This window comes from Ensifer sp. 2TAB8 (genome assembly GCF_052115125.1).
Classification (GTDB): Bacteria; Pseudomonadota; Alphaproteobacteria; order Rhizobiales; family Rhizobiaceae; genus Ensifer.
The window spans coordinates 1-22,360 of sequence record NZ_JBFRGB010000042.1; the positions used below are offsets into that span (position 1 = coordinate 1).

Below are 22,360 nucleotides of genomic sequence, written 5' to 3' on the forward strand. Positions count from 1 at the left end.
CCCGAAACCTCGTCGAGCGCCTCTGGTGCAGGCTCAAGGATTGGCGGCGCATTGCCACCCGGTATGACAAACTGGCAAGAAATTTCCTCGCAGCAGCTCTAATCGCTGCCACGCTCACATACTGGTGCAATTGAGTCCGGACCCTAGGCCTCGGGCCGCAGACGGCTTTCGGTCAAAAGCCCGCTCTCCTCCAGGATCGGATAGGCGACGGACGCGACATGGGCGTTGACGCGCTTGAGGTCCCGCAACATGTCGAGGTGAAGCGAACTGGTCTGCAGGCTCTGAACCAGCCCGTCGCGCAGCCGCTCGATGTGCCTCTCGGCCGAACGCTTCTCCATGTGGCGAACGCTCACCTTCACTTCGATGAGCTGCCTGGCAAGATCGGCATTGCGGCTGACGAAGATGGACTGCGCAACGCGAAGATTGTCGATCGTCAGGTTGAAGAGACTTTTCAGCTCCTGATAGCCCTCCTCCGAGAACTTCAGTCCGTTGTTGACCTTTTTGGCAATCTCCTCGCAGAGCCCCTTCTCGATGATGTCGCCCATATGCTCGAGGTTGATGGCATAGTCGATGATGACGATCGAGCGCCGGCCGTCCTCCTGGCTCAAGCCATCGCGCCCCAAACGCGACAAGAAGATCTTCACTTCCTGCTGCAGCTGGTCGACCTGCTTTTCGAACTTGCCGATGTCGCGAATATCCGAGAGATCGTTGTTTTCGAAGGCGCTCGCGGCGCGCATCAGCATCATCTCGACCAGATCGCCGACGCGCAGAACTTCGCGTGTCGCCCCCGACAGCGCCATGACCGGCGTATGCAGGGCATTTTCATCGAGGTAGCGCGGTCCGCTCTCTTCGGTCTCCGTATCGGGAATGAACCGGACCATCAGTTGCGACAACGGCCCGGCAAAGGGCCATGCGAGGATCGCGACGGCGAGATTGAAGGCAAGGTGGATATCCACGGGCAGGTTTTGCTGCGGCAGCGGCAGGCTTTGCAGGAACTCCACACTCATGCTGGTCAATGGCAGTGCGATCAAGCAGCCAATCGCGCGAATGACGAGATTGCCGAGCGTGACGCGGCGCGCCGATGGAGCGGAAGCCAAGGTCGCCATGACCGGCGGGATCGCCCCACCAAGGTTCGCCCCCAGCACGAGCGCCACGGTCAGCCCCACGGTCAGGATGCCTGCAGACGAGAGCGACAGGACCAGCATGACGACCGCCAGGCTGGAGGAAGAGGCGAAGGCAAGCCCGGCGGATATGATGAGCGCGACAGGCCACGCACTGTCGAGCATGCCAAGGAAGGCGGCAAGTGCTGGAGAATCGCGCATCGGCTCGGTCGCAGAGCCCAGCAGATGCAGCGACAGCAGCATGAGGCCGATCCCGACGAACGCCGCCCCGAGACCCTGACGGGCATTCGAACGACTGGCGCGATGCAGCACCACGCCGACGAGGATTACCAGCGGTGACAGCCACTCGATACCGGTTGCGACGATCCAGGCGGTCATGGCGGTGCCGACATTGGCGCCGAGGAGCACGATCTGCGCCATGCGAGAACGCACGAGCCCTTTTTCCACGAACGACGCGGTCATCAGTGCCGTGGCCGTCGAACTTTGCAAGGCCAGCGTCGCGACAAGCCCGGTCGCAAAAGAGCGGACGGCCCCGTTGGTTCCTTGGGCGAGAGCGGCGCGCAAACGTGCGCCGAAAGCACGCGTCACGCCATCCTTGACGAGCGACAGCCCGAAAAGGAGCAGCGCTACTGCGCCGAAAAGATTGACCATCACGATTGTCGACTGCATGGCATGCCTTCCCGCGGGGTCTTCAGAATCGCCCCTAACTCCTGCAACAGAACCACAGATCCAACGCGTATTCGACTCAATCTGACAGATAAATTTCGATTGCCGGCTAATGAATCCGACACGGATTGTACCGAGTGCGCCCGATGCGCCGAGCGGGCCTTGGCAACCTCTCACTTTTGCCACGACGGCCCGGTGGCAGGCATTGAAAACCGGGCAATCGGGACGGACGAACCATCACACGCATGCGCGCAATTTGCGGCAAACAACCCTTCATTTCCTGTTTCGTTTGTTTTAAGGAACGATCTCGTTTGGCCGTTGGCCACCGCATTGCAAAGAGGTTTCTGCCCCCATGCTCGAATTCCTGAGAAGCGCTGCCCAGACCTGGGTCGTCAAAGGCCTGCTAATCGTTCTCGTTCTGTCGTTCATGGTGTGGGGCGGCTCATCGCTGACGATGACGAACCAGTCGGATGCGGTGGTGGTCGTCGGCGACGTCAAGGTCAAGGCACCGGAGTTCCGGCTCGCCTACGAAACCATGCTGGCTCAGGCCTCCCGCCAGCTCGGCACCCGGTTGACGCCACAGCAGGCCCGCGCCTTCGGCATCGAACAGCGGGTCTACTCGCAGGTCGTCGCCGGCGCTGCTCTCGACCAGCTTGCCAACGACATGAACCTCGGCCTTTCGCAGGATCGGCTGGCCAAGCTGATCGCCGACGATCCGGCGTTTCACAGCGTCAACGGCCAGTTCGACCGCCTGACGTTCTCGAGCGTTCTGCGCAATGCCGGCCTGCGCGAACAGGACTACATCAACAGCCAGAGCCAGACGGCGATCCGCTCCCAGATCGTCGACGCGCTCTCGGACGGCTATGCCGCACCCAAGGTCCTGACCGACGCGATCGGCGCCTACCGCCACGAAAAGCGCACCGTCGACTATCTGCTGCTGTCGAACGCCAATATCGACGCCGTGAAGGCACCGGGCGACGACGTACTGACGCCCTGGTACGATACCCGCAAGGCGAATTACCGCGCCCCGGAATATCGCAAGATCAGCTTCGTGAAGCTCGAGCCGGTCGACGTCGCGGACACTGCCGCCGTCACCGATGATCAGGTCCGCACCGAATATGACCGGCGCAAGGAGAGCTTCCGCACCCCTGCGACGCGGACCATCGAGCAGCTCACCTTCCCGTCGCGTGCAGCGGCTGACGCCGCATCGGTCAAACTTTCTTCCGGCACGAGCTTCGACGAGCTGGTGAAGGCCGAAGGCAAGACGTCGGCGGACGTCCTTCTCGGCGAGTTCACCAAAGATCGCGTGCCTGACGCCAAGATCGGCGAAGCGGCCTTCGCAATTGCCGCCGACGGCGGCGTATCTCCGGTCGTCGACGGCGCCTTCGGCCCAGTTATCGTCCGTGTGACGAATATCCACCCGGAAGCGGTCCGCAGCTTCGATGAGGTGAAGGAAGAACTGCGCAAGGACCTTGCCCTTTCCGTGGCAAGCGAAGAAGTCATGCGCCTCCACGACAAGATCGAGGACGAACGCGCGTCGGGTGCTCCGATCAAGGAAGTCGCTGACCAGCTCAAGCTGAAACTTGTGACCATCGACGCGATCGACGCAACCGGCAAGGACAAGAACGGCGACGACGTCGCCGGCCTGCCGGAGCAGACAGCCCTTCTGCAGGAAGCCTTCAAGGCCGATGTCGGCGCAGAAACACTCCCGGTCAATGTCGGCCGCGACGGTTATGTCTGGTTCGACCTCGACGAAGTCATCCCTGCGCGCGACCGCACTCTGGACGAGGCTCGTGACGAAATCGGCGCCGACTGGATGGCCGAACAGCAGCGCGCCGCCCTTGCCAAGAGGGCCGGCGAGCTCAAGCAGCGTGTCGAGCAGGGTGCAAAGCTCGCCGACATCGCCAACGAACTCGGCCTCGCCGTTGAAACGAAGTCCGGCCTGACGCGCTCCACCTCGGACGCGGCCCTCAGCCCGGCTGCCGTCGCTGCGGCCTTCTCTGGCCCGAACGGTTTCGTCACCAACGCTGCCGGCATCGGTGGCGAGGGACAGGTGCTCCTGCAGGTAACGGCAGCCGAAGACGGCGGCCCGACGGACGCGCTGCAGGACGACAGCCGTCAGATCGAGGCCATGGCCCGCGTTAGCGGCGAAGACATCCTGGATCAGATGGTCGCCACGTTGCAGGCCGCCTACGGCGTCTCGATCAACCAGACGCTTGGCGAAACCGCCGTCGCGCAACGATAGGCCCAGAGGAAACAACCGATGAGCGATCTCAAGCCATTCGTTGCCAAGGTCGCCGCCCGTGAGGCGCTGAACCGCGAAGACGCACGTGCCGCCTTCGAAATCATCATGTCGGGCGCCGCGACGCCATCACAGATCGGTGGCTTCCTGATGGCGCTGCGGGTGCGCGGCGAAACGGTCGATGAGATCGTCGGTGCAGTCGGAGCCATGCGCGCCCGCATGCTGCCCGTCGACGCACCGGCCGATGCGGTCGATATCGTGGGAACCGGCGGCGACGGCGCCGGCACCTACAACATCTCGACGCTTGCATCGCTCATCGTCGCCGGTGCGGGCGTCCCGGTCGCCAAGCACGGCAACCGCGCGCTGAGCTCGAAGTCGGGGACCGCCGACGCGCTCTCCTGCCTCGGTGTCAAGCTCGACATCGGTCCGGAAGCCATCTCGCAATGCATCCGCGAGGCAGGCGTCGGCTTCATGTTTGCGCAGCAGCATCATTCGGCGATGCGCCATGTCGGCCCGACCCGGGTGGAACTCGGCACGCGCACGATCTTCAACCTGCTCGGCCCGCTTTCCAACCCGGCCGGTGTCAAGCGCCAGCTCGTCGGTGTCTACGCTCCGCAATGGGTGCAGCCGCTCGCCGAGGTGCTGCGCGATCTCGGCTCCGAAAATGTCTGGGTCGTTCACGGCGAAGGCCTCGACGAAATCACCACGACCGGCACGACGCAGGTGGCTGCTCTTGCGGACGGCAAGATCTCAACCTTCACGCTGACGCCCGCCGATTTTGGCCTTCAGACAGTGACGCTCGACGCACTGAAGGGCGGCGACGGCGCCCACAATGCCGTTGCGCTCCAGGCCGTCCTCGATGGTGCCGAGAACCCGTACAAGGACATTTCCCTTGCCAATGCTGCGGCATCGCTGATGATAGCCGGACGGGCAAAAGACCTTAGCGATGGCATGGCCCTCGCCCACCAGTCGCTTTCGAGCGGCGGCGCCAAGATGGCGCTGCAGCGCCTGATCAGCGTTTCGAACGCAGCCTGAGGAAGGATCGGCAACGATGACGGATATCCTGCGTAAGATCGAAGCCTATAAGCGCGACGAGATCGCGGCCGCGAAAGCGCAGACACCGCTTTCCGAACTCAAGGCGCGCATCGCCGAGCAGTCTGCGCCGCGCGGCTTTTACGCGGCGCTCGCCGCGCGCAAGGCGGCCGGCACATTCGGACTGATCGCCGAAATCAAGAAGGCAAGCCCGTCCAAAGGGCTCATTCGTCCGGACTTCGATCCGCCGGCACTCGCCAAGGCATATGAGGCGGGTGGGGCCGCCTGTCTCTCCGTGCTGACGGATGCGCCGAGCTTTCAGGGTGCGCCGGCCTTCCTGGAGGCCGCGCGTGCGGCCTGCGGCCTGCCGGCCCTGCGCAAGGACTTCATGTTCGACAGCTACCAGGTGTTCGAAGCACGTGCTTGGGGTGCGGACTGCATTCTGCTGATCATGGCGTCGCTCAGCGACGACGACGCCCGTCGCCTTGAAGAGGCGGCCTTCGAGCTTGGCATGGATGTGCTGATCGAGGTGCACGACGCCGAGGAAATGGAACGGGCACTCAAGCTCACCTCCCCCCTTGTCGGCATCAACAACCGCAATTTGCGCACCTTTGAGGTCGATCTCGCCGTCTCGGAGCAGCTTGCAGGCATGGTTCCATCCGATCGGCTACTGGTCGGCGAAAGCGGCATTTTCACCCATGAGGATTGCCAGCGCCTGGAAAGGAGCGGCATCACCACCTTCCTCGTCGGCGAAAGCCTGATGCGAAAAAGCGATGTGGAAGCGGCAACACGCACCCTGCTGACCGGCGCAGCAACCACGCTGGCGGCCGAGTAATGGGTAAGCCGACGCTCACGCATCTTGGTGGCAGCGGCGAAGCGAACATGGTGGATGTCGGCGACAAGGCCGAGACCGTGCGTGTGGCGGTCGCCGAAGGCCATGTGCGCATGAAGGCGGAGACGCTGACGCTCATTCTCGAAGGCGACGCCAAGAAGGGCGATGTCATCGGTACGGCGCGGCTCGCCGGCATCATGGCCGCCAAACAGACCGCCAATCTCATCCCGCTCTGCCACCCGCTGATGCTGACCAAGGTGACGGTCGACATCACGCCCGACCCAACGCTTCCCGGCCTCCGGGTCGAAGCGCTTGCCAAGCTCACCGGCCGCACCGGCGTCGAGATGGAAGCGCTGACGGCCGTGAGTGTCGCGTGCCTTACCATCTACGACATGGCGAAGGCTGCTGATCGCGAGATGGAGATCGGCGGAATCCAGGTGGTCAGCAAGTCCGGCGGTCGGTCCGGCGACTTTCGCCGCGAAGGGAACTGAGGCCATGTCGCTGCTATCCGTCGAAGATGCGCTCGACCGAATCCTTGGCAGCGCCGCTCCGAGACCACTGACCGAACATCTCGGCCTTCACGATTCTGTCGGGCGGGTCCTTGCCGAAGATATCGCGGCGCTCGTCACCCATCCTGCGTTCGACAATTCGGCGATGGACGGCTACGCAGTTCGCCATCAGGATATCGAGACCATTGGTGCGGAACTTGCCGTCATCGGCCAATCGGCCGCCGGCCATGGCTTCAAGGGTGTGGTTGGGCCGGGACAGGCCGTCCGCATCTTTACCGGAGCGCCCCTGCCCGCCGGCGCCGATACGGTGATCATCCAGGAAGATACCGAGCGCCTACCGGAAGACCGGATCCGCACCAAGTTCGTGCCCGGCAAGGGCCGCCATATCCGGTTGGCCGGACAGGACTTTGCGCGGGACGAAAAGGCGCTCTCGGCTGGTGACGTGCTCGACGCCGGGCGACTGACGCTGGCTGCCGGCATGAACCGTGCGAACCTTCCCGTCTTCAAGCGGCCGAGGATCGCAATCCTTGCGACCGGCGACGAACTGCTGCCTCCCGGGAGCAAACCGGGGCCGGACCAGATCATCGCCTCGAACAGCTTCGGCGTCGGGGCAATCGCCCGCGACAACGGCGCAGAGGTCATCGATCTCGGCATCGTCGCCGACGACCAGCAGGCGATTGCCGCTCAGGTCGCGCGGGCTCAGGCTGCCGATGTCGACGTGCTCGTCACGCTCGGCGGCGCATCGGTCGGCGACCATGACCTGGTCCAGGCAACGCTGCTTTCCTGCGGCATGACGCTCGACTTCTGGCGCATCGCCATGCGACCGGGTAAGCCGCTGATGGTGGGTAAGCTCGGAGAAACGACCGTGCTCGGCCTGCCCGGCAATCCGGTCTCGAGCCTCGTTTGCGCACTGCTGTTCCTGGAACCGCTGACACGCAAACTCGCACGCTTGCCGTCCCGCGAACGCATTGCGACCGCCCGGCTTGCTAGCCCGCTGCAGGCCAACGACGTCAGGCAGGACTACGTTCGCGCACGTCTCTCCAGAGACGAAGACGGGAACCTCGTCGCACATCCCTTCTCACGGCAGGATTCGTCGATGATGAAGGTCTTTGCGCAGTCCGACTGCCTGATCGTGCGCCGGCCGCACGTTGCAGAAGCGCCTATCGGCGCATACTGCGACATTCTCAGGCTTCGCTGACGTGATCTGCGAATTGGCCCGTGAAGCGTTGCTGACCTGCGCGGGTTCCTTTCCACGCCACAGCTGAGGCTGATGTCATGGCGCCGACATGATAGCCCTGTACAAGGGAGCTACTTGATCGCCGCTGAGGACGTCCGACTACGGATGTACTAGCGGACCCGCGGTGATCTGGAGAAAGGTCGGGTCAGCCCGGCCTTTTGCATTTGTGGGATTGGCCCGGGCACACGAGACGATACCAGCGCCCTGAGCCGGAGCAAACGCGTCCCCGGCCCTCTCTCGACAAGTTCATGGATCCGATCAGCTGGACGCTTCATCGCTGCGGCTGACCAGGATCTTGTCGATCCGGCGCGCGTCCATGTCGACCACCTCGAAGCGGTAGCCGTGAGCGATGGCGATGTCGCCTTCCTCCGGAGTCTTGCGCAGTTGCTGAACCAGGAAGCCGGCGATCGTCTCGAAGTTGCCGTCGGCATCGATCCCCTCGATACCGATCGTCAGGTGAATTTCGTCGATCGGCGTACGGCCGTCGACGAGATAGCTGCCATCCTCGCGCACGCGGATCAGCGCGTGCTCGATGTCGTCGTAGTTCGACGGCAGCACGCCGACGATAGCTTCGAGGATATCGGCAATGGTGATGATGCCTTCGGTGCTTCCATATTCGTCGACGATCATCGCCATGTTGATGCTCGACGACTTGAAGGCGTCGAGCGCCTTCAGGCAGGACGCGGTTTCCGGCAAAGTATGGATCTCGCGGATGTATTTACGCACGTCGAACGGTCCGGAGGCCGGAGCGTTCAGGACTTCCTTTGCCAGAACGGCACCGAGCACATCGCCGCTCGGTCCATCGACCACCGGATAGCGCGAGTGGCCGAACTGATCGATCTTGCGGCCAACGGCCTCGAGGCTGTCGTTGACGTCGATGAAGCTCACCTCGGTGCGATGCGTCATGATCGACTTCACGTTGCGGTCGCCGAGGCGGATGATTCGCCGGAGCATCTCATGTTCCGACTTTTCGATGGCGCCGCTCTCGACACCCTCGGCCATGATCGCCTGAACTTCCTCTTCCGTGACATGATCGGGATCGTCCGGGCGCATGCCGAGAAGGCGCATGGCGACCGATGCGGCCGTTTCGAAGAGGTAGACGACCGGAGCAGCGACGCGCGACAGGAACAGCATCGGCCRGGAAACGAACATCGCCAGCGCTTCGGAATTCTTCAACGCCAGTTGCTTCGGGATCAGTTCGCCGATGACCACCGACAGGAAAGTAATCAAGGTGACGACGAGCGCGACGGCAACCGTGTTGCCGTAGGGATGGATCCAGGCGATTTCATCGAGAATGGGCGCGATCTTGGCGGCGATGGTGGCGCCACCATAGGCGCCGGCGAGCGTGCCGACCAGCGTAATGCCGACCTGGACAGTTGAAAGAAACTTGCCCGGATCTTCCGCCAGCCTCAGTGCAACCTCGGCGCGGTGATTTCCCTGTTTTGCCATCTGGCGAAGCATGGGCTTGCTTGCCGAGACGATTGCCATTTCCGAGAGAGCAAAAAATGCATTGATCAAAAGCAGGACGAAAATGACAAAAAACTCGGACATGGTCTCCAGATCACCGTTGACGAAAGCCGCTCCGCTGGGAACGACCAATCACCAGATAAGGCCAGCGGGCGATCTGAGCAAGCACAAGCGTTGAAATCTCTGCGATCGCCGAACATTGACGATCGCCAATGGCGGAATTTCGAACAATCCCGGCCGCTCTGAAAGATCAGTTGCTGTTTTGCAGGGCGCTGCGAACCCGCTCGCGACCGATCTTGATGACATTTTCCATCGCGAGCCGCGCGCCGACTTCGTCGCGGCGGCCGATCTCTTCGACGATGCGGATATGGTTGCGGGCGACTTCGTCGATGCCGCCTCTTTCGGCAACGGGTGAACTCAGCTTGAACACGCCAACGAGCGCCGCTTCGATCAACCCGCCGACCGTGCGCATGAACGGATTGCCGGAGGCCTCGGCAACCGCGAGGTGAAACTTCAGATCGGCGACGGCAAGGCTCTCGGCGGTATGGCCCTCCTCGCCCATCGCGACGGCAAGGCGCATCATGCGGCTGATTTCGGCCTCCGAGGCATTTCTGGCGGCCAGCGCCGCCGCATGCGGCTCGAAGGCGAGGCGCACTTCGCTGAGGTGATAGAGGAAATCTTCATCGACCCCGCACTCAAAGTGCCAGGTCAGGATATCGCTGTCGAACAGGTTCCAGTCGTTACGCGGCGTTACGCGCGTGCCAATGCGTGCGCGCGGCACGACCAGCCCTTTGGCCGCCAGCGTCTTCATCGCCTCGCGAAGCACCGTGCGCGACACCTTGAAGCGTGCCGCAAGTTCGGGATCGCCCGGAAGGATCGAGCCCACGGGGAACTCGCCGGATATGATCGCCTTTCCAAGCTGATCGACGACATGCGCATGGCTCGTGCGTTTGCGCGAGCCGGACACAACTGTTTCCAGCAAACTCCTGTTCAATCCATCTCCTCCAGGCACTCCCCTGCCTGATTCCTGCCGACGCGCGGATATCGATGCCTCGGAGCACCGCCGACCGCTTGCCTCAAACTTGCGCAAACGAGTGTAGTTTGATCAACCGATTCCGAAAAGCCCCCGGAAAGATAAGCAGAATCGGCATCCGCCTCTATCCTGAAAAAGACAAACCCCGCCACGACGGCGGGGTTTGCTTAACTTCATTTCTGCGCGATGACTTACTTCGGCAGCTGATCGTCGACACCTTCGACGTAGAAGTTCATGCCAAGCAGGGTGCCGTCGTCAGACGTTGCACCGGCTGCGAGCCATTCGCTGCCGTCCTGCTTCTTCAGCGGGCCGGTGAAGGGCTTCAATTCGCCCGACTTGATCTTGGCTTCGGCGTCCTCGGCAAGCTTCTTCACGTCGTCAGGCATGTTGGTGTACGGCGCCATCGTCAGGATGCCGTCCTTCAGGCCGTCCCAGCTGGAAGTCGTTTCCCACTTGCCATCGAGGAAAGCCTGCGTGCGCTTGATGTAGTAAGCGCCCCAGGTATCGACGATCGCCGTCAGCTGCGTTTCCGGGCCGGCCTTGATCATGTCAGACGCCTGGCCGAAGGCCTTGATACCACGCTCGGCGGCAACCTGCATCGGAGCCGTGGTGTCGGTGTGCTGCGTCAGGATATCGACGCCCTGGTCGACCAATGCCTTGGCAGCATCAGCTTCCTTGCCCGGGTCGAACCAGGTGTTCGCCCACACGACCTTGATCTTGAAGTCCGGGTTCACCGAGCGCGCGCCGATGATGAAAGAGTTGATGCCCATCACCACTTCCGGGATCGGGAAGGAGGCGATGTAGCCGGCGACGCCCTTCTGCGACATCTTGGCAGCGATCACGCCCTGGATGTAGCGGCCTTCATAGAAGCGGCTGTTGTAGGTCGCGACGTTTGGCGCGGTCTTGTAGCCGGTGGCGTGTTCGAACTTCACGTCCGGGAACTTCTGCGCGATCTTGATCGTCGCGTCCATGAAGCCAAAGGACGTCGTGAAGATCAGGCCGCAGCCCGAGCGTGCGAGGCGCTCGATGGCGCGCTCGGCATCCGGGCCTTCCGGCACGCTTTCGAGGTACTGCGTCTCGATCTTGTCGCCGAGCGCCTTTTCCAGCTCCTGGCGGCCGATGTCGTGGGCCTGGGTCCAGCCACCGTCGGTCTTGGCACCAACGTAGACGAAGCAGATCTTGGCCTTCTCCTGGGCACCCGCAGTCGATGCAAAGCCGATTACGGCCGCCGTACTTGTGAGAGCGAGTAGTAGTTTCTTCATTTTTTCACCCCTGTCGGTTTGAGAAACATTTGTCTGAAATGCTTGAAGTCACCGGTCCGGCACGAACGGTTTGCCGAGCGATGCCGGCGTATTGATCAAGGTCATGCGCCGATTATGCGAAATGAGAATGAGGACGAGGATCGTCGCGACATAGGGAAGCGACGAAAGCAGCTGCGAGGGGATGCCAAGGCCGAACGCCTGGGCGTGCAGCTGGCTGATCGAAACGGCACCGAAGAGGTAACCGCCCGCCACCAACCGCCAGGGCCGCCAGGAGGAGAAGACCACCAGCGCCAGCGCGATCCAGCCGCGGCCGGCCGACATATTCTCCACCCATTGCGGTGTGTAGACCAGCGACAGCTGCGCCCCGGCAAGGCCGGCACAGGCGCCGCCGAACATGACGGCGAAATACCGGGTGCGGATGACGCTGACGCCGAGCGCGTGCGCGGAAGCGTGGCTGTCACCGACGGCGCGCAACTTCAGGCCGGCGCGGCTCTTGAACAGGAACCAGTGGACACCGGCAACGATCGCGATCGACAGGTAGAAAATGATGTCCTGCCGGAAGAGCAGCGGCCCGAGATAGGGGATATCCGCGAGAATCGGTATCGCGATCGGCTGCAGCTTGATGCCCTGCATGCCGAGGAAACTCTCGCCCATCATGCCGGAGACACCAATCCCGAGCAGCGTCAACGCAAGACCCGTCGCCACCTGGTTCGCCACCAGCGTCAGGGTCAGGAAGGCAAAGAGTTGCGAGAAGATCGCGCCGCAGGCGACGCCTGCGAGCATACCGAGATAGGGCGAGCCGGTGATCTGGGTGATCGCGAAGGCGGAAACCGCTCCCATGATCATCATGCCTTCGACGCCGAGGTTCAGCACGCCGGATCGTTCCGTCACCAGTTCGCCGATTGCGGCCAGTACCAGCGGGGTCGCGGCGGTGATGACACTCAAAAGGATCGCTTCGACGATACCCATCAGCGGCTACCTTCCGTCGTTGTCGCGGTCAACCGGTCGAAGATCAGTTTGATGCGATAATGGATGAGCGTGTCGCAGGAGAGCACGAAGAAGAGAAGCAGGCCCTGGAAGACGCGCGTCACCTTCTCGGAAACGCCGATGGACAACTGCGCTGCCTCACCGCCGAGATAGGTCAAGGCGAGCACCAGGCCGGCGGCGACGATGCCGAGCGGATTGAGGCGGCCAAGGAACGCAACGATGATGGCGGTGAAGCCGTAGCCGGGCGAGATGACCGGGCGCAGCTGCTGGATCGCGCCGCTGACCTCGGAAATGCCGGCAAGGCCGGCAAAGGCACCAGAGAGCAGCATCGAAAACCAGATCATCTTGCGCGAAGAGAAACCGGCAAAGCGCCCTGCCCGCTCCGATTGGCCAAGCACGGAAATCTCGAAACCCTTCAGCGTATAGCGCATCATGAACCAGACGAGGACCGCGGCGATGATGGCAAAGGCGAAGCCCCAATGGGTGCGCCCGGAGGCTAGCATCTCCGGCAGGATTGCATCGACGGCGAAGGTGCGCGTCTCCGGAAAATTCATGCCGCCCGGGTTGCGCCAGGGTCCACGCACCAGCCAGTCGAGGAAAAGCTGGGCGACATAGACCAGCATCAGGCTCGTCAGGATCTCGTTGGTGTTCATATGCGCCTTGAGGAAGGCGGGGATGGCGGCGAACAGCGCGCCGCCGAGCATGCCCATCAGCATCATCAGCGGCAACACCAGCGGCGACTGCCAGTCATAGAAGACCACCGGCAGGATCGAGCCGGCGATGGCGCCCATGATGAACTGGCCTTCGGCGCCGATGTTCCAGTTGTTGGAGCGGAAGCAGACCGAAAGCCCGACCGCAATCAGGATCAGGGGTGCTGCCTTGATCGCCAATTCGTGCAGCGACCAGACTTCGCTCAAGGGTTCGACGAAGAAGCTGTAGAGGGCCATCACCGGGTTCTTGCCGAGCAGCGCAAACATGATGCCGCCGAAGACGATCGTCAGCAGGAAGGCGATGAAAGGCGACAGGATCGAAAACAGCGTCGAGACCTTGGCGCGCTTTTCCAGTTCAATGCGCATGTGCGGCCTCCGTGCCTTCCGTCTTGCCGTACATGCCGCCCATCAGCAGGCCAATCTTTTCGCGCGAAAGCTCTTTCGCCGGATAGGGATCGGAGAGCTTTCCGTCGCTGATGACGGCGATCTCCGTCGCCACCTCGAAGATCTCGTCGAGATCCTGACTGATGACCAGAACGGCAGAACCTGCCTTGGCGAGATCGACAAGCGCCTGGCGGATGCGACTGGCGGCACCGGCATCGACTCCCCAGGTCGGCTGGTTGACGACCAGTACGCTCGGCTGACGGTCGAGTTCACGCCCGACGATGAACTTCTGCAGGTTGCCGCCCGAAAGCGAGCCGGCCGGCGGGTCCTCGCCGCTCTTGCGCACATCCATCGCCTCGGAGATGCGCTTCGTGGCGCTCGTCACCGCATCACGGCGGATGACCTTGAGGAAGCCACCGCCGAGGAATGCCTTGGCGTCCGAGCGGCTGCGGGCAAGCACGAGATTGTCCGAAAGCGGAAGCGCCGATACGGCGGCATGGCCGTGGCGCTCTTCGGGAACGAACCCGGCGCCCATCAACCGGCGGGCATTGATGTTCCTGTTGCCGACCGGCCTTTGGCGGATCTGCACGGCATTGTCGTCAGCAACCGGATACTCGCCCGACAGCGCGTCGAAAAGCTCGCCCTGGCCATTGCCGGCGACACCGGCGATCGCCAGCACTTCGCCGGCATGAACTTTCAGGCAGATGTTCTTCAGCGATACGGCAAACGGCGTGCGTGCGGGAACCGTCAGATGACGTGCCTCCAGCTGTACCTGTCCCTTGGCGCTGGTGCCTTCCGCCGTCACGGCGGCAACGTCGCTTCCGACCATCATGCGCGCCAGCGACGACGGCGTTTCCGCCTTCGGGTCGCAGGCGCCGGTCACCTTGCCGTGGCGCAGCACCGTCGCCCGGTCGCAGATGCGCTGCACCTCTTCGAGGCGGTGGCTGATATAGAGTACCGAGCGGCCTTCGGCCTTCAGCTTGTAGAGCGTTTCGAACAGGCGGTCGGCTTCCTGCGGCGTCAGAACAGAAGTCGGCTCGTCGAGGATGATCAGGCGCGGGTTCTGAAGCAGCGCGCGCACGATCTCGATCCTCTGGCGTTCACCCACGGAAAGATCCGCCACATGCGCCTTGGGGTCGAGCGGCAGGCCGTAGGCATGCGACAGCCTCGAGGCCTCTTCCGCTACCTTCGCCAGCGAAATGTTCGCATCCATCGAGAGCGCAATGTTTTCGGCCACGGTCAGCGCTTCGAACAGCGAAAAATGCTGGAAAACCATGCCGATGCCGAGCTTGCGCGCAGCGGCTGGGTTGGCGATTCGTACGCTCTGGCCCTGCCAGATGATCTCGCCATCCGTCGGCGCCAATACGCCGAACAGCATCTTCACCAGGGTCGATTTTCCGGCGCCGTTTTCGCCGAGAAGGGCGTGGATCTCGCCCTGTTCAATCTGCAGATTGATCCCATTGCAGGCCGCGAAGCTGCCAAACAATTTCGTCAGGTTGCTCACAGCCAATAGATGACCGTTCGCCGCTACTCCCTCAACAGGCACGCTGCCCTCTTTCCCCTCTGTTGATCCGCGTCCGCCTTAAGGCTTCGATCACGGAATCAGCAGTGTTGTTCCACTTGTTTTTCTTGTCTCGAGATCCGTATGCGCCCGCCCTGCATCGGCGAGCGCATAAGTCTGATTTATATTGATACGCACTTTGTTGCTTTGCACAATATCAAACAGGGAATTTGCACACGCTTCCAGCGCAGGCCGCGTGGCAACGTAACCGAAGAGTGTCGGACGGGTCGCAAACAGCGAGCCTTTCTGCGCCAGAATGCCGATGCTGAAGGCATCCACCGGGCCGGACGAATTGCCGAAGCTGACCCACAGGCCGCGCGGCTTGAGGCAGTCCAGCGACGCCGGATAGGTGTCGCGCCCGACGGAATCGTAAACCACGTCAACGCCGCGGCCATCGGTCAGTTCCTTAACCCGCGTGACGAAATTGTCGGTGCGGTAATTGATTACGTGGTCGTAGCCGTGTGCCAGCGCCAGATCGATCTTGTCCTGAGATCCCGCGGTGCCGATCACGGTGGCGCCAAGCGCCTTGGCCCACTGGCCAGCGATCAGGCCGACGCCGCCGGCGGCGGCATGGAAGAGGATCGTCGTGCCCGGGCCGACCTGATAGGTCTGGTTGAGCAGATATTGCGCCGTCATGCCTTTCAGCATCATCGCAGCCGCAGTCTCGAGGCTGATGCCGTCGGGCACCTTCACGAGCTGCGAGGCGTCGGCATTGCGTTCGCTGGCATAGGCGCCATCGGCCGAGGCATAGGCGACGCGATCACCGATGGAGAAGAGGCTGACGCCATCGCCAACGGCTGTGACGATACCAGCACCTTCCTTACCCGGCACGAAAGGCAAGCCCGAGGCGGACTTGTAGAGACCGGTGCGGAAATAGACATCAATAAAGTTCAGGCCAACGGCGACCTGGCGGATCTGCACTTCCCCCGGGCCTGGCGGCGAGAGCGTGACGCCTTCGAGTTTCAGGACCTCCGGTCCACCGAGTTCGCGTACCACAATCGCCTGTGCCATTGCCTGCTCCTATTTCCGGCCGAGACTTGGAAAAATCTGCAGCACGAAGCCAATCACGTAGAGATAGATGCCTGTCACGACAAAACCGGTCACGACCCAGGCCGGCGTCGCAAAGTGCAAGAGCAGCGCGTAGACACCCAGCGCCGACCAGATAAGGAAGACACCGAGGTTCAATGGTCGCAAACGCTGGACGCGGACCGGATGGAGAAAATTGATCGGCAGGAAGGTAAGAGCCACCGAAACGAAGACCACGATCGACGCCGTCACCTCGCTCGCCTGAATGACGAACAGTGTGAAGACCACCATGTTCCAGACGACCGGAAAGCCCGAGAAGAAATATTCGTCCGTCTTCATGCCCATGTCGGCATAGTAGATCGCGCTGGAAACCACGATCGCACCGGCTGCAACGAAGGACCAGGGCTCGCCGATCATGCCGCTCTGGTAGAGCGCAAAGGCCGGCAACAGCACATAGGTCACATAGTCGATGACATTGTCGAGCGTATCGCCGGACCAGTTGGGCAGCACTTCCTTGACACGCACCTTGCGTGCGATCGGCCCGTCGATCCCGTCCACGAACAGCGCCAGGCCCAGCCACCAGAACATATCGACAAAGCGGTGCTCTGCTGCTGCGACGACGCCGAGGAAGGCAAGAAACGACCCCGATGCGGTCAAGATGTGCACGGAAAAGGCTCGGATCTCGGCGTAGGGAACTCGTCTGTAGTTAAAGAACTTCATCTGCGGACGCCGCCTACCCCTGACTTTTCCCCGTACGGGTTGTTTTTCCCGGGCGAGCTTGGGGCCCGCCTCAACCGCTCTGCGGCGCATTGCGCGTAATATGCACCCTTTGCAACGCATCGCCACTAAAATTCAAGCTTAGCGCCATCCCACAACCCTATTGTCCTGTGGACACTTGCAAATTGCTTCTGCGCTGATTCTACCCATTTATTTCGCTCTCGCCCGCGACTAAGGGTATGATCGAGGCTTGATAAGGACGCCTCCCAGCGTGCTTGAAAGGTTGGTTGGATCATGGATCACTACGACATCGCCATCATCGGTGCGGGTCTCGCGGGGTCGCTCGCGGCGATCGCACTTGCCGACGCCGGTTACCGTGTCGCCTTGATCGGCCCGGAGCCGGCGGTCGCCGACGGACGCACCACTGCACTGATGGACCAATCGATCGAGTATCTCAAGAAGCTCAATCTTTGGGAAAAGGTCGAACCGCTGACGGCACCGCTTTCGACCATGCGCATTCTGGACGGAACCAACCGGCTGCTGCGCGCGCCGCCGGTCAATTTCCGTGCTGCTGAAGTCGGGCTCGACGCCTTCGGCTACAACATTCCCAACGCGCCTTTCATCGACATTCTGCGCCAGCGGGCCGAAGAGAGCGCGACGCTGACGCGCATCACCACGTCTGCTATCGGCTTCGATCTTTCGGACACCGTCGCCACGATCGCGCTTGCCAACGGGAGCCAATGCAGCGCGCATCTTCTTGTCGGCGCCGATGGTCGCCGCTCGCCTGTGCGCGAGGCGGCGAAGATCCCCGTCAGCACCTGGTCCTATCCGCAGACGGCGGTCGTTCTGAACTTCGCGCATGAACTGCCGCACCAGAACATCTCGACCGAATTCCACACCGAAAGCGGCCCCTTCACACAGGTTCCCCTGCCCGGCAACCGCTCCAGCCTCGTATGGGTGCGCAAGCCGGACGATGCCGCACAAACGCTGACGCTGGACCTTCCTGCACTCTCCCGCGCGGTCGAGGACCGGATGCAATCGATACTCGGCAAGGTGACGGTCGAAGGCACGCCGCAATCCTTCCCGCTCTCGGGCATGACCGCGCAGCGCTTCGGCAAGGGCCGCGCCGTACTTCTCGGCGAAGCGGCCCATGCCTTTCCGCCGATCGGGGCCCAGGGCCTCAACCTCAGCCTCCGCGATGTGATGACGCTCGTCGATATCATCGGCGTGGCAAACGGAGAGGCACTAGCCGCCGACATCGGTGATCGGTTCGACAGCCGTCGCCGACTTGATATCATCAGCCGCACGGCGAGCGTGGATCTGCTCAATCGCTCGCTGCTTTCCGGCTTCCTGCCGGTGCAGGCGCTACGCGCGCTCGGGCTGCATGTGCTTTCCGCCGTTGGACCGCTCCGCAGCCTCCTGATGCGCGAAGGCGTTCATCCCGGCAGCGCGCTCCACGCCCTCAAGGAAGGCTTACGGGAAAAGATCGGGCGGAAGAGCGCCTGAACGGATCAGGTAAAGCAGGCCGGTGACGGTGGCGACGGAAAGCGTCGTTGTGATCAGGATCGTCGCCGAGGCGCGCTCCTGCCACACACCGTATTGATGGCCGATAACGAAGACGTTCGTTGCCGTCGGTAGTGCTGCAAGCAGCACCGCCGTCTGCACCCAGACCGGATCATAATTCCCCGTCAGGCTCATCGCCGTGAACATGACGAGCGGATGCAGCAGCAGCTTGGCTGGAACGATGTAGCCGATCTCGACAGGAATGCGCTTGATCGGACGCAGCGCCAGCGTCACGCCCATGGCAAACAGCGCGCAAGGTGCCGCGCACTGCGCGAGATAGTCGATGAGCCGCTGAACCGGCACCAGCGGCTGTACCGCGAAGAAGGCCGCAACGACGCCGGCAAGCGTCGCCAGGATGAACGGGTGCAGAATGATCTTACGCGCGACGCTCGCGGCAAGCACCAGCGGCTTTTCCTGCCGGCCGCCGGAAATCGCCATCATCGCCGGCGCAACGGCGAAATGGGCCGCATTCTCGAAGCTGAAGATCAGCGCCACCGGCACCGCGGCGGCATCGCCCAAGGCGAGAAGCGCCAGGCCAGGGCCCATGTAGCCAATGTTACCGTAAGCGGCGCCAAAACCCTGGATCGTCGCCTCGGCAATGGAATTGCGCCTGACATAGACGCCGATGAGGAAAATCAGCGAAAAGACGATGTAGGTCGCACCGACGGTCGTCAGGATGAAGTCGGCGCGCGCCAACTGCTCGATCGGTGTGCGTGAGACCAGCTTGAAGAACAGCGCCGGCAACGCGAGATAGATGATGAAGGTGTTGAGCCACCCCATCGCCTCGCCAGGATGCTGGACGAAGCGCGCCGTCAGATAACCGAGAAAGATCAGGCCGAAGAACGGCAGCACCAGGCCTGCGATTTCCGTCATCTTGTCCCTCGCATCTTTCACTTTCCTGCACCGGCGCCCGGCTCGCACGCCTAGCTCAGGAACCGCCCTGGCGATTACGCCGGGTCCGGCGAAAAGTGATTCCGAAATACGAGGGTATGCCCTAGCCGATTTTCATCAGGATCGGGAAGGTCGTCTGGAACCAGATGGCAACGGAACTGATGAAACCGAAGAGAAACGCCAGGCCTGCCAGCACCAGAAGACCGCCCATCAGCTTCTCGACCAGGCCAAGATGGCGGCGGAAGCGGAACAGGAAGCGCATGAAGGCGCCAGAGAAGCCGGCCGCGATCCAGAACGGAATGGCAAGCCCGAGCGAATAGACGGCGAGCAACATGGCGCCGTCGGTCACGGTGTCGCGTGCAGCGGCAACGCCGAGGATCGTGCCGAGAACCGGGCCGATGCAGGGCGTCCAGCCGAAGGCGAAGGCGAGCCCCATGATATAGGCGCCAGAGAGCGTCGCCGGCTTGCCGCCCCCCTGAAAGCGCGCCTCTCGCGCAAGCAGCCCGATCTTGAATACGCCGAGGAAATGCAGGCCCATGATGATGATGATCACGCCGCCGATGCGCGACAGCAGATCCATGTGCTGCCGGAGCAGCATGCCGATCGACGAGGCCCCTGCCCCGAGCGCTACGAAGACGGTCGCGAAGCCGAGCGTGAACAACAGCGCCGCCGGCAGGACCGCACGCCGGGTGCTGCCAATCGTCGCCGCATCACCGCTGCGGAACTGATCGACCGAAACGCCGGCCATGTAACAAAGATAGGGCGGAACGAGAGGCAGAACGCAGGGCGAAAGGAACGAGAGGGCACCGGCAAGAACGGCGGTCCAGATGGAAATATCGGCGATCGACAACGGCAAGAACTCCGGCACGCGGCATTTGGGCCATTCCTTAGCCGCAGGATCATGATGATACCAATCACCTTTTGGCGATCATTGCGCCATGCACCGTTTCTTCACAAAACCCGCAATTTTTCGGTTGACCGACAGGAAACACCCGTGCATATGTCCGCCCACTTCCGCCGGGCTTCACGGTCGCGGCCAGGGAGCGCGTAGCTCAGCCGGTAGAGCAACTGACTTTTAATCAGTAGGTCCAGGGTTCGAATCCCTGCGCGCTCACCACGAATATCCACCAAATTGGCAAAAAACTGAACGATTGCAGTCTCTTGTAGGTTTCATTCCGCGCGCGACGAAGCGCGTCACGAACGTGCATTGAGCAAACGGCTCAGCATCTCGGTCGACACTTGAACGGTCGTGGAAGCAGGTCGAACCCGGAACTCAGGCATTGATCTCTGCTACCTGCTGTTTCAAGCGCCGATCAGGGTCCGTGCGCTAGAAATCGAAGTAGACCGTGACGCCTGAGCGGCGTTGGTAGCGGTAAGGGTCATGGTAGCCATAGTACCCACGGTCACGGTAGCCGCCATAGTACCCGTATTGGCGCGGGTAGCACCTTCCGTAATAGCCACATGAACGCCAGGCTTGGCGCCTATCCCATCGACGATCCCACCGGCGGTCTGCGTGCCAATGTCGATGGCTCCGATGGTTGACCTGTTCGACAGTGCCCGTCTGTACGTTTTCGGGTCTCGGCACGAATATCGGAGCGGCGCTCAGCGGCAAGGCGAAAGTCGCAGCCAAGCCAATCGCTGCGAAGGCGGATAAGAGCTTTTTCATCGTAACTCCTCCTATCTGCCAATCACTTTGGGCTATTCTGCCTGAACCTCCGATGAATACCTAATACACCCGGGCTAAGTGATTCGGCGCTGACCGGATGCGCCCCCACCGCCGGCATGCCGAGCGGCGCGGCCATGCAGCTCCGGAATTTTCCTTTCGAATCGACAGTTCCCTCCGTGACCACCAAGGAGAAACGCCATGGCGAACGATCTGAAAGCGGGCTTCACCGGAAAACCGACCGAACCACCAACAGGCGTCCGCAAGGTCGCAAAGACTGCCGCCGACGCTGTGAGCCGTGAAGCAAACGCTGTGACCGTCGGCGCTGCAGACCACCCATACACCGCGTCCGGCCTGACGCTTGCTGTCGGCTTGGTTGCGCTTGCGATCGGCTACACTATCGGCCGATCGTCGATCGACAGCGGACCAAGCTACTGGCGATAGTCGCCTCTGCGCTTCCACGGGGCTACTGCACGCCCTGTCGTTTCAACGTCTGCCCTATGCCCGCGAATCATCCCTATCGACAATTGCGCGCGTTGCGTAGATGCTGAACCTCACGCTGAGGATGCAGAGTGGTGAACTCCCAGGTTGGTTTGTAGCAAAGGGGTGACAGCATGAAAAAGCTTATCATTGCGCTTGGAATCATTGGTACGCTCGCGTCCTGCACGCAGACGGAGAAAGGAACCGCAATCGGCGCCGGTACCGGTGCCATCATCGGCGGCGTCGTGAGCGACAGTTGGGGCGGCGCGGCAATCGGCGCTGTGGCGGGCGGCATCATGGGCAACCTGATAGGCCGTTCCCGTGAGCGCGAAGGATATTGCATCTATCGCGACCGCTATGGCCGCCGCTATGAAGCGCGCTGCCAGTAACAGCCGCCCGTTGAAGCAAACCGCGCATTTCCTGAAACGCGCGCGACTTCAAATCCCGCGAATCTCTCCCATCGCAAACGATCTGACCGCCACTCGCCTGGCGGTCAGCGTTACATCTTGCAGATTGGCGCTGAACCATTGCGGCGCCAACTCCGGCCATGCGTGATCGGGCGGGACACAAGCACGGGAACAATGCGAGCGCCGTCGGCTAGCGCACCGGTGCACGCCAGAGCAGGGATAACCGGCGAACAGCATGAGACGTTGTCCAGCAAGCGTGTTAGACTACGGAAATGACTGACGAAGAGCAGACTTACGAATATTCGGAATTTTCCGGCCAGTTCAGTGACGACGGCGTCGTCGTGGAATTGCGAATCTATCGGCCGGCAGGCACGAATCACGATTGGGTCCTCGAGGTTATCGATGAGGAGGGTTTTTCCACCACGTGGGAGGACCCCTTCCCCACCGACCGCGAGGCCTTTGAAGAATTCATTGCAACCGTCCAGCGCGACGGCATTCAGGCCTTTACCGACGAGCCGCCACAGACGGTTCACTGACCCAATCCTGAAATTCGGCTCGCACTGTGCCTAA

21 protein-coding genes, 1 tRNA gene and 1 pseudogene are annotated in these 22,360 nt (G+C 62.0%); 11 read left to right on the forward strand and 12 right to left on the reverse strand.

Annotated elements, in window-relative coordinates; translation table 11 throughout:
* Nucleotides 1–134: pseudogene (locus AB4Z53_RS33655) on the forward strand (IS5/IS1182 family transposase); the annotation flags it as partial.
* A gap of 9 nt (nucleotides 135–143) precedes the next feature.
* Here AB4Z53_RS33655 and AB4Z53_RS33660 read toward each other — a convergent pair.
* Nucleotides 144–1,790 carry a Na/Pi cotransporter family protein gene (locus AB4Z53_RS33660; RefSeq protein ID WP_113537130.1) on the reverse strand — a complete coding sequence of 549 codons (1,647 nt, stop codon included), beginning with the start codon at nucleotides 1,788–1,790 and terminating at the stop codon, nucleotides 144–146.
* 349 nt (nucleotides 1,791–2,139) lie between these two features.
* On the opposite strand from AB4Z53_RS33660, the gene AB4Z53_RS33665 reads away from it, so the two are divergent.
* Genes AB4Z53_RS33665 through AB4Z53_RS33685 form a run of 5 tightly spaced genes read left to right on the forward strand, consistent with a single transcriptional unit; the run spans nucleotide 2,140 to nucleotide 7,600 of the window.
* Nucleotides 2,140–4,032, forward strand: coding sequence for a SurA N-terminal domain-containing protein (locus AB4Z53_RS33665; protein ID WP_441599713.1), 1,893 nt, complete (start codon nucleotides 2,140–2,142; stop codon nucleotides 4,030–4,032).
* A gap of 18 nt (nucleotides 4,033–4,050) precedes the next feature.
* On the forward strand, nucleotides 4,051–5,064 hold the full coding sequence (trpD, locus tag AB4Z53_RS33670; RefSeq protein ID WP_441599714.1) for an anthranilate phosphoribosyltransferase: 1,014 nt from the start codon (nucleotides 4,051–4,053) through the stop codon (nucleotides 5,062–5,064).
* Nucleotides 5,065–5,080: 16 nt separating this feature from the next.
* The gene (gene trpC / locus AB4Z53_RS33675) at nucleotides 5,081–5,896 is read left to right on the forward strand and encodes an indole-3-glycerol phosphate synthase TrpC (RefSeq protein WP_441599716.1); all 816 of its coding nucleotides are present in this window, start codon (nucleotides 5,081–5,083) and stop codon (nucleotides 5,894–5,896) included.
* Entirely contained in the window at nucleotides 5,896–6,384 is a 489-nt protein-coding gene (gene moaC / locus AB4Z53_RS33680) for a cyclic pyranopterin monophosphate synthase MoaC (RefSeq protein WP_441599718.1), read from the forward strand. The genes trpC and moaC overlap by 1 nt, the downstream gene beginning before the upstream one ends.
* 4 nt (nucleotides 6,385–6,388) lie before the next feature.
* On the forward strand, nucleotides 6,389–7,600 hold the full coding sequence (locus AB4Z53_RS33685; protein WP_441599719.1) for a molybdopterin molybdotransferase MoeA: 1,212 nt from the start codon (nucleotides 6,389–6,391) through the stop codon (nucleotides 7,598–7,600).
* A 297-nt stretch (nucleotides 7,601–7,897) separates the two neighbouring features.
* On the opposite strand, the gene AB4Z53_RS33690 is transcribed toward AB4Z53_RS33685, so the two are convergent.
* From AB4Z53_RS33690 to pcsA, 8 genes are all read right to left on the reverse strand, one after another.
* The gene (locus AB4Z53_RS33690; RefSeq protein WP_441599721.1) at nucleotides 7,898–9,190 is read right to left on the reverse strand and encodes a hemolysin family protein; all 1,293 of its coding nucleotides are present in this window, start codon (nucleotides 9,188–9,190) and stop codon (nucleotides 7,898–7,900) included.
* Nucleotides 9,191–9,356: 166 nt separating this feature from the next.
* The gene (locus AB4Z53_RS33695; protein ID WP_113537123.1) at nucleotides 9,357–10,100 is read right to left on the reverse strand and encodes a FadR/GntR family transcriptional regulator; all 744 of its coding nucleotides are present in this window, start codon (nucleotides 10,098–10,100) and stop codon (nucleotides 9,357–9,359) included.
* A 230-nt stretch (nucleotides 10,101–10,330) separates the two neighbouring features.
* Nucleotides 10,331–11,401, reverse strand: a complete 1,071-nt coding sequence (locus AB4Z53_RS33700; protein ID WP_113537122.1) for a BMP family ABC transporter substrate-binding protein — start codon at nucleotides 11,399–11,401, stop codon at nucleotides 10,331–10,333.
* 48 nt (nucleotides 11,402–11,449) lie between these two features.
* A complete protein-coding gene (locus AB4Z53_RS33705) occupies nucleotides 11,450–12,370 on the reverse strand; it encodes an ABC transporter permease (RefSeq protein ID WP_441599724.1) in 921 nt (306 codons plus the stop codon).
* A complete protein-coding gene (locus AB4Z53_RS33710; protein ID WP_291155059.1) occupies nucleotides 12,370–13,464 on the reverse strand; it encodes an ABC transporter permease in 1,095 nt (364 codons plus the stop codon). Before AB4Z53_RS33710 ends, AB4Z53_RS33705 begins: the two co-directional genes overlap by 1 nt.
* Nucleotides 13,454–15,028: an ABC transporter ATP-binding protein gene (locus tag AB4Z53_RS33715; RefSeq protein ID WP_113537119.1), complete on the reverse strand. Its 1,575-nt coding sequence runs from the start codon at nucleotides 15,026–15,028 to the stop codon at nucleotides 13,454–13,456. Before AB4Z53_RS33715 ends, AB4Z53_RS33710 begins: the two co-directional genes overlap by 11 nt.
* Nucleotides 15,029–15,076: 48 nt before the next feature.
* The gene (locus AB4Z53_RS33720) at nucleotides 15,077–16,054 is read right to left on the reverse strand and encodes a quinone oxidoreductase family protein (RefSeq protein WP_441599726.1); all 978 of its coding nucleotides are present in this window, start codon (nucleotides 16,052–16,054) and stop codon (nucleotides 15,077–15,079) included.
* Nucleotides 16,055–16,063: 9 nt separating this feature from the next.
* Nucleotides 16,064–16,789: a phosphatidylcholine synthase gene (gene pcsA, locus AB4Z53_RS33725; protein ID WP_223727260.1), complete on the reverse strand. Its 726-nt coding sequence runs from the start codon at nucleotides 16,787–16,789 to the stop codon at nucleotides 16,064–16,066.
* A gap of 291 nt (nucleotides 16,790–17,080) precedes the next feature.
* On the opposite strand from pcsA, the gene AB4Z53_RS33730 reads away from it, so the two are divergent.
* Nucleotides 17,081–18,292, forward strand: a complete 1,212-nt coding sequence (locus AB4Z53_RS33730) for a UbiH/UbiF family hydroxylase (protein WP_441599729.1) — start codon at nucleotides 17,081–17,083, stop codon at nucleotides 18,290–18,292.
* On the opposite strand, the gene AB4Z53_RS33735 is transcribed toward AB4Z53_RS33730, so the two are convergent.
* The gene (locus AB4Z53_RS33735) at nucleotides 18,260–19,222 is read right to left on the reverse strand and encodes an AEC family transporter (RefSeq protein ID WP_441599730.1); all 963 of its coding nucleotides are present in this window, start codon (nucleotides 19,220–19,222) and stop codon (nucleotides 18,260–18,262) included. The two genes, AB4Z53_RS33730 and AB4Z53_RS33735, sit on opposite strands and share 33 nt — an antisense overlap.
* A gap of 121 nt (nucleotides 19,223–19,343) precedes the next feature.
* On the reverse strand, nucleotides 19,344–20,090 hold the full coding sequence (locus AB4Z53_RS33740) for a cytochrome c biogenesis CcdA family protein (protein WP_113537114.1): 747 nt from the start codon (nucleotides 20,088–20,090) through the stop codon (nucleotides 19,344–19,346).
* 191 nt (nucleotides 20,091–20,281) lie between these two features.
* Between AB4Z53_RS33740 and AB4Z53_RS33745 the strand changes: the two genes are divergently transcribed.
* Nucleotides 20,282–20,357 (forward strand) — tRNA-Lys (locus AB4Z53_RS33745).
* A gap of 210 nt (nucleotides 20,358–20,567) precedes the next feature.
* Here the strand turns inward: AB4Z53_RS33745 and AB4Z53_RS33750 are convergent.
* On the reverse strand, nucleotides 20,568–20,906 hold the full coding sequence (locus AB4Z53_RS33750) for a hypothetical protein (protein ID WP_291155053.1): 339 nt from the start codon (nucleotides 20,904–20,906) through the stop codon (nucleotides 20,568–20,570).
* 198 nt (nucleotides 20,907–21,104) lie between these two features.
* On the opposite strand from AB4Z53_RS33750, the gene AB4Z53_RS33755 reads away from it, so the two are divergent.
* The 3 genes from AB4Z53_RS33755 to AB4Z53_RS33765 all read left to right on the forward strand — a co-directional run bounded on the left by AB4Z53_RS33755 (nucleotide 21,105) and on the right by AB4Z53_RS33765 (nucleotide 22,326).
* A complete protein-coding gene (locus AB4Z53_RS33755) occupies nucleotides 21,105–21,347 on the forward strand; it encodes a hypothetical protein (protein WP_441599732.1) in 243 nt (80 codons plus the stop codon).
* A gap of 170 nt (nucleotides 21,348–21,517) precedes the next feature.
* Complete coding sequence (locus tag AB4Z53_RS33760) at nucleotides 21,518–21,772, forward strand: YMGG-like glycine zipper-containing protein (RefSeq protein WP_113537111.1); 255 nt, start codon at nucleotides 21,518–21,520, stop codon at nucleotides 21,770–21,772.
* A gap of 290 nt (nucleotides 21,773–22,062) precedes the next feature.
* A complete protein-coding gene (locus tag AB4Z53_RS33765; RefSeq protein WP_113537110.1) occupies nucleotides 22,063–22,326 on the forward strand; it encodes a hypothetical protein in 264 nt (87 codons plus the stop codon).
* The last annotated feature ends 34 nt before the right edge of the window (nucleotides 22,327–22,360 follow it).

Bases quoted from the DNA above. Each gene is read 5' to 3' on its own strand.
- AB4Z53_RS33660 (WP_113537130.1), bottom strand. From the start codon at position 1,790: ATGCAGTCGACAATCGTGATGGTCAATCTTTTCGGCGCAGTAGCGCTG.
- AB4Z53_RS33665 (WP_441599713.1), top strand. From the start codon at position 2,140: ATGCTCGAATTCCTGAGAAGCGCTGCCCAGACCTGGGTCGTCAAAGGC.
- trpD (WP_441599714.1), top strand. From the start codon at position 4,051: ATGAGCGATCTCAAGCCATTCGTTGCCAAGGTCGCCGCCCGTGAGGCG.
- trpC (WP_441599716.1), top strand. From the start codon at position 5,081: ATGACGGATATCCTGCGTAAGATCGAAGCCTATAAGCGCGACGAGATC.
- moaC (WP_441599718.1), top strand. From the start codon at position 5,896: ATGGGTAAGCCGACGCTCACGCATCTTGGTGGCAGCGGCGAAGCGAAC.
- AB4Z53_RS33685 (WP_441599719.1), top strand. From the start codon at position 6,389: ATGTCGCTGCTATCCGTCGAAGATGCGCTCGACCGAATCCTTGGCAGC.
- AB4Z53_RS33700 (WP_113537122.1), bottom strand. From the start codon at position 11,401: ATGAAGAAACTACTACTCGCTCTCACAAGTACGGCGGCCGTAATCGGC.
- AB4Z53_RS33705 (WP_441599724.1), bottom strand. From the start codon at position 12,370: ATGGGTATCGTCGAAGCGATCCTTTTGAGTGTCATCACCGCCGCGACC.
- AB4Z53_RS33710 (WP_291155059.1), bottom strand. From the start codon at position 13,464: ATGCGCATTGAACTGGAAAAGCGCGCCAAGGTCTCGACGCTGTTTTCG.
- AB4Z53_RS33720 (WP_441599726.1), bottom strand. From the start codon at position 16,054: ATGGCACAGGCGATTGTGGTACGCGAACTCGGTGGACCGGAGGTCCTG.
- pcsA (WP_223727260.1), bottom strand. From the start codon at position 16,789: ATGAAGTTCTTTAACTACAGACGAGTTCCCTACGCCGAGATCCGAGCC.
- AB4Z53_RS33730 (WP_441599729.1), top strand. From the start codon at position 17,081: ATGGATCACTACGACATCGCCATCATCGGTGCGGGTCTCGCGGGGTCG.
- AB4Z53_RS33735 (WP_441599730.1), bottom strand. From the start codon at position 19,222: ATGACGGAAATCGCAGGCCTGGTGCTGCCGTTCTTCGGCCTGATCTTT.
- AB4Z53_RS33750 (WP_291155053.1), bottom strand. From the start codon at position 20,906: ATGAAAAAGCTCTTATCCGCCTTCGCAGCGATTGGCTTGGCTGCGACT.
- AB4Z53_RS33755 (WP_441599732.1), top strand. From the start codon at position 21,105: ATGGCGAACGATCTGAAAGCGGGCTTCACCGGAAAACCGACCGAACCA.
- AB4Z53_RS33760 (WP_113537111.1), top strand. From the start codon at position 21,518: ATGAAAAAGCTTATCATTGCGCTTGGAATCATTGGTACGCTCGCGTCC.
- AB4Z53_RS33765 (WP_113537110.1), top strand. From the start codon at position 22,063: ATGACTGACGAAGAGCAGACTTACGAATATTCGGAATTTTCCGGCCAG.